Below are 1,236 nucleotides of genomic sequence, written 5' to 3'. Positions count from 1 at the left end.
GTCGGCGCTGTCGCGCCGCCGCCCACCCAAGCTCGCCGGCATGGATGCCGGCCCTGCGGGTGACGATCGGGGCCAGTGGAGGAAGCGGTGAGGCTGGTTGGCGCAGGCGGGCGAGGGCGCTAGGCTCCGGCCTATGCCGATCGTTCTCGCTGCCGCCGCCCTTTGCATGTCGCCTTCGGTTCACGACGGCGACACGATCCGCTGCGGCCGCGAACGGGTCCGCATTGCCAATATCGATGCACCTGAATTGCCTGATAGCCCCAAGTGCCAGGACCGTCGGCGGTCCTACGCCTGGTGCGACTTTGCCGCAGGCGAAGCCTCGCGCGTAGCCCTGACACGGCTGCTGTCGCGCGGGCGGGTGACGATTACGCGGCTTGGCACCGACCCCTACGGGCGGACGCTTGCCACGGTCTCGGTGAACGGCGTGGACGCCGGCGACTATCTGGTCGCGCAAGGCCTCGCGAGGCCCTGGCGCTGAGGACCCCTATCGAGAGGGGCGAGCCTGGCTCGCCTGCGGGCGCCAGCTTGCGCATCTGACCAAGACCCTTGCCGTAGCGCATGGCGCTGGACGGGGAGGGGCTGGGCGCGGCTTCGTGTGACCCCACGCGTCACTGACCAGCATGGTGCGGGAGCCGAGGAAGGCAATGCCCTCTGCCGCGGGCGCTGACGGTTGAGAGCAGGTCCTGGCAAAATGGCCGAGGCTGACGGGTCTGACCTTGGCGGGGATCCGCTGGGCCTGACCTGACGAAACCGCCCTTCGTTTGCCGATGAACCCTGCAGGGCCAGTCCCTGGCCGCAACCCAAAAGCAGCGGACCGTGAAGCCCTTACGGGCTTACCGCACCACTCCTCGCTTTTGGGTTTCCCTCACATGCGTTCGGTGCGGGCCCGGGCCTTTGGCCCTGCCTGTGGTGTTCATCGGCGGGCGGTTCCGCCGAGTTCAAGCCACGGAGATACCGCATGAAGAACCTCGTCATCCTGATCGGCCGCATCGCCGCCGCTCCCGAAACCCGCCACGCCGGCGAGACCGCGATCACCTCTTTCACCCTCTTCACCGATCGCCCCAAGCTGGTCGATGGCAAGACGGTCAAGAACGAGGCCGGCTACACCGAGACCCTCGCCGAATTCCACCGCGTCACCACCTTTAACGGCCTCGGCACTTCGGTCGCCAAGCACAAGAAGAAGGGCGACCTGGTCGAGGTGCAGGGCCGCCTCCACTACTCGAAGTGGACCGACCG

The 1,236-nt window shown here is 67.6% G+C and carries 2 protein-coding genes; both read left to right on the top strand.

Translation table 11 applies throughout. The annotated features are described in order from the left end of the window. Positions 1-133 precede the first annotated feature (133 nt). A complete protein-coding gene (locus AX703_RS04475; RefSeq protein ID WP_062342922.1) occupies positions 134-478 on the top strand; it encodes a thermonuclease family protein in 345 nt (114 codons plus the stop codon). A gap of 480 nt (positions 479-958) precedes the next feature. Continuing rightward, a partial coding sequence (locus AX703_RS04470; protein WP_062342925.1) for a single-stranded DNA-binding protein occupies positions 959-1,236 on the top strand: 278 nt, incomplete at its 3' end.

This window comes from Novosphingobium sp. CCH12-A3 (assembly GCF_001556015.1).
Taxonomy (GTDB): Bacteria; Pseudomonadota; Alphaproteobacteria; order Sphingomonadales; family Sphingomonadaceae; genus Novosphingobium; species Novosphingobium subterraneum.
This window is presented reverse-complemented; position numbering and strand designations above follow the sequence as displayed.

What these genes read in the sequence shown, in the direction of transcription:
- AX703_RS04475 (WP_062342922.1), top strand. Translation starts at nt 134, where the DNA reads ATGCCGATCGTTCTCGCTGCCGCCGCCCTTTGCATGTCGCCTTCGGTT.